A 4,556-nucleotide genomic window follows, 5' to 3' on the forward strand; every position below is an offset into this window, starting at 1 on the left:
CGCTGGATTTTGAGAAAATAGAAAATATATTTTATTACACTCAATGAAAATCTGTTACAAAAAAGCAAGAGCAGTTTGGAATTGCCCTTGCTTTTTTATCTACCAATTGCAGATGACCAGCTCGCCGCTGGTCTTTTGCGTTTTGTCGCGGGCAACCGAGTAAGCCAACTCCAGCCGATGAATACGGAAGTCTTTGAACAGCTCCCGAATGTCCGGATGGTCGTTTATGGAAAGCATGACCTTGCCTTTGCACTCTGCCATCATCTTGGCCAGCAGTTCGTACTGCGCCCAATCGAAGGCTCTGTCGTAGCCTGCAAGCTGCCAGTACGGCGGGTCGGCGTAGAAAAAGGTATGCTCGCGGTCGTAGCGTTTGAAGCATTTTTCCCACGGCTCGTTTTCGACGAATACGCCGTTCAGCCTTTGCTGCGCGGCTTTCAAACGGCCTGCGATGTCGGCGGCGGTAAAACCGCGTCCGGTGGTGGCCGTGCCGAAGTGTTGGTCAACCGTTTTGCCGCCGAAAGCGGTGTGTTGCAGGTAAAAGAAGCGTGCGGCGCGTTGGATGTCGGTCATCACATCAGGCGGCGTGGATTGCAGGCGGGCGAACACTTCGCGGCTGGTCAGCGTCCACTCAAACTGCTTCACAAACTCGTCGAAGTGGTGCTGCACCACTCGGTAAAGGTTGATGAGTTGGCCGTTGAGGTCGTTGAGCACTTCGCATTTTGCCGGTTGTGGCCGCAGGAAAAACAGGGCCGCGCCGCCGGAGAAAAGCTCCACATAGCATTGGTGCTCGGGAAACATGGGCAGCAGGTGTTTGGCCAAGCGGCGTTTGCCGCCCATCCACGGTACGAGCGGTTGCGGTTTGGGTGTCATTTTGACTCCTTATATAGAGAGTAAAAGGCACTCGCGGTACTCGAAGCCGAGGTTGAATCCGCCGATGCCTGCGAACAGGCTGCCGACGGTGGGTTCAGGCCGTCTGAAAAAGGTTTGAGCATCCATTGTTTCCTTTCGGATTCGGATGCTCGGCGGCATTCTGAGTTGTTAAAGAACCAAACCGGTTGACTGTCTTGCAGCGTGGGCATTTGATTTCAAAGTCGCCTGTGCCGACGGCCAACAGTTTGCAACAGTTGCTGCATTCGCAGCGGTTTTTGTAACGGTGTTTCATTTTTCGGGTATTTCCTATGCATTAGTGATAAAATACCGCTGCCTCGCGAGGTGGCGGCTTTGGCTAATGCAGACTATCCCTGCTAGGCCGGCGTATCGGTGTTCCCGCACCGGTGCGCCGCCGTCTTAATCTTTCTAAAGGCTGTCTGAAAACCGTTTTCAGACAGCCTTTTTTATGTTTGTCAGATACCGTATTGTCCTTTCAATTCATTAATTAATGCGGCCAAATCGTCCGGGTTCGGCGTGTGGTTACGGAAAACCGTCAAGCCTGCGCCGTAATCGGCATCAAGCTGGCCGTTGCCGTCGTGGCGTGTACCGAGGTTGAGGTATTCTCCGCCGATTTTGCCCTTGTAGACCAAAATTGCCCATTGACCGTAATCCAAGCGGGTCTCGGCGTTATTAACCTCTCCGTTTACCTCTACTTTGTAGCGTGACATATTGCGGATAGCCAATTGATTGGTATCGGCTTTTTTATCAACAATAAATCCTAGGCTGGTCGCATCATCTTTGTAAGGCGTGGCGGCTAAAGAAATAACGGCTGCACTGCGTCCGACGCTGTGGATACGCACAGGCATAACAATCGTGCTGTCTTTCACGCGGTCAAGGTCAACTCTTATACGCGGATACACACCGGCAGTAGAGGAGACGCGGTCTTTAAGACGGCCTTTGATGAATTTAATATCACCTGACACATCGGCCATATCCGACCAGTTCGCAGGCGGATGGCTGCCCGCCATCTCAATGGTTACAGCGCCGCTGTCATCCTGCACCATCGTTGATGTTGCAGCAGCCATGCCGAAACGCAGCACCTGCGGCAATGCTTTGGGCTCTGCCGGGCCGGGTGAAACCGGTTCAGTTTGTGTTGTAGCAGCGGTGGCCGTGATGGCTGGATCAGGCGGGGCAACGACTGCCGCAGCAGGCTCATCGCGATACTCGAAACGTGCCACCACCGGCTCGCCGCTGGTTTTGTCTACAGCAACACAGTTGTCGAACTGGGCGTTTTGCACTTTCACACCTGCCACCGAAGGCACGGCAAACGGCACGGTTTTGATGCCGCTGCGCACCACATCGCGTCCGCGCAGGTATTTGTTGGGCATCACACTGTCGCTGATAAACGGCGTGATGTCGGCGATGCAGTCGCGCAGGGGCAAAAGGTTGGCTGGCTGGAGCATGAACGCATCGGCATAGTTGCCGCTCGGCGAGTTTTGCGCTGTGCAGCCCTCCAGCCGGATATTGAACGGAATGCCGCGACCTGCAGGGTCTTGCGCGCCCAGCCAGAAGCCGCGCGAGGATGCCGGATTGAAATGCGGAAGCTTGCCATAGGGGTAAGCGCAGGTGCAGCTTACGTTACGCAAGGTGTAGCCGCCGCGCGAGTAATTGTCGAACACGCCGATGGGCGCGAAGATTTGCAGGTTTTCGGCCATAACATTGAAGCGCATTTCATACAGGCGCTGTTTGGCAGGATTGGTGTGAATGCGGCTGGAGAAGCTGCCGTTGGTAAAGTCCAAACCCTTGATGCCGGCGAAAATCTCACTGTCGCGAATCGTAACCTGACTGGCCAGATAAGCCTCTTGGCGGTCTCCGTATGCCTTGGTGTAAATCTCGTCGCAACAGATTTGAATGCCCCAAATCTTAGATTTAATCCGTACTTTGGCGACAAACAGGCCTGCCAGTTTGTGGGCATCGATGCCTTTGCGGGCGCAGTCGATATACCAGCAGCCGATGATGTAGCGGTTGATTTGCGGAGTTTCGCGACGGCTGGACGAGCCGTAACCGGGGTCGTTGATGGTGGCCGACTGCGGGTGGTTGGGCTTATGGTAGGTAAAACCGCTGTCGGGGTGGCCCATTCGATAGCAGCGAGAATACAGCTCCCACAGGTTGACAAAGCGGTTGGCCTGCAGGCCGCCCTCATAACAATCCTCTACCTGCGTATGAATCAGCCATACGTTTTGCGGCACATATTCCCAAATTTCTTCAAGGCTCCTGAACGAATCGCCGTTGGGCTTGGCATGGATGCCCACCTCGATGCCGTAGGTGATAAAGCCGCGCGCATAATGGCCTTCCACCACGACGGAGGCGGTTTCGCGTTCGGCTTTGCCGACTTCAGGGGTTTGGAAAATAATGCCGCCCGAACCCATGTTGCCGATCAGGCCGCCGTCTTTCCATGTGCCCCAAGTGGCGGCTGTGCTGCCGTCTGCCTGAGGGAATCGGCCGCCGTAGCCGCCGGTGGTCAGGCCGCTTGTGTCGAGCGAATTGCTGCGGTAGTTGCCGCAGTCGGCATGGCAGTTGGTGCTGTTGAAGCCTGCGTCGGCATAGCCTTTGGCGGCAAAACCGGTGGTGCCGTCAATCGGCGGGAATACGCCGTTTTTACCGCCCAATGCCGTCCAATCCTGCGCGGCACGGCGGTCGGGGTCGTGTTCGTCCACCGTTTTGGTAATCCACTGGCCGGGCTTGAAGCGGTTGTGGCCTTTGTAGCCTGCCACCGCATAGCCGTCGGTCATCATGTTTTGTACGATGAAGCGGCATTGGGAAAAATCAATGTCGTTGTTGTCGAAACGCAAAATCATGGTCGGCTGGCAGCCGTTAATGCCGGCGGCCAAGGCAGGTGCGGCGGTGCGGCCGTCTTCGCCCCACAGTTCGGGTTCGATGCCTGAGAGTTTGGCCATATTGAAGTTGCCGAACATCCGCACCTTCATGCCCGGTTTCAGGCGTTCTTTGAGAATGTCGTAAATCGCGCGGCTGTGCTGCATCTGCGGTTTGCGCAGCAGCACATCGGCCTGCATTTCGGGCGCGAACCAGTCATTAAGCACCAAAACTTGGCCGGCGGCCTGCACCACGGTTTGGCCGGCCGTTACCGTGGCTTTCCAGTCGTTAAATTCCTGCACGCTCAATGCACGGCCGGGCTTGATTTTCAGGCCGTCTGAAAACTCAAAATCGGCCGCATCCATCAGGCCTTTGATTTGATCGGCGATACTGGCGGCGGCTTGGGCTGCAGGCATCAGCCCGCGCACGATTTCTTCAATTTCTTTGCGGTTTAATGCCGCTGCGGGCGGCACAGTCGGCGCAGGGTCGGCGGCCGGTGGTGCGACAGGCACGGTGTCGGGGTCGGGCAACACCGCCGATGCACGTGCTGAGAGGACGTTTTCCACAATGCGCCGTACCCATGCCTCGTCTGCAGGCGGGCGCAGGGCAGCCATAAAGTTATCAAAGCTGCCGCTGTTGCCCTGTTTCAGCCATTCCTGATAAAGGCTCGTATGCGCTTTGCTTTTACGCAGGTCTTTGATTTTCACGCTGGCCACTTGGCCGGGTCTGACAATCGGGTTCATCAGTAAATCCTCATCACTTTTCCACCGATGACGGTGGTCGGCCCTTCGTCGCCGCAGACAATTTCAATG

3 protein-coding genes are annotated in these 4,556 nt (G+C 55.8%); all 3 read right to left on the reverse strand.

What is annotated here, in order from left to right; all coding sequences use genetic code 11:
• Positions 1-99 precede the first annotated feature (99 nt).
• Entirely contained in the window at positions 100-870 is a 771-nt protein-coding gene (locus tag ACFPVS_RS13435) for a DNA adenine methylase (RefSeq protein WP_198345350.1), read from the reverse strand.
• Positions 871-964: 94 nt separating this feature from the next.
• Complete coding sequence (locus ACFPVS_RS13440; RefSeq protein ID WP_089036638.1) at positions 965-1,162, reverse strand: Com family DNA-binding transcriptional regulator; 198 nt, start codon at positions 1,160-1,162, stop codon at positions 965-967.
• Between the two features lie 181 nt (positions 1,163-1,343).
• Entirely contained in the window at positions 1,344-4,487 is a 3,144-nt protein-coding gene (locus ACFPVS_RS13445) for a hypothetical protein (RefSeq protein WP_096295119.1), read from the reverse strand.
• Positions 4,488-4,556 lie beyond the last annotated feature (69 nt).

Origin of the sequence: Neisseria weixii (assembly GCF_042658245.1) — a bacterium.
GTDB lineage: Bacteria > Pseudomonadota > Gammaproteobacteria > Burkholderiales > Neisseriaceae > Neisseria > Neisseria weixii.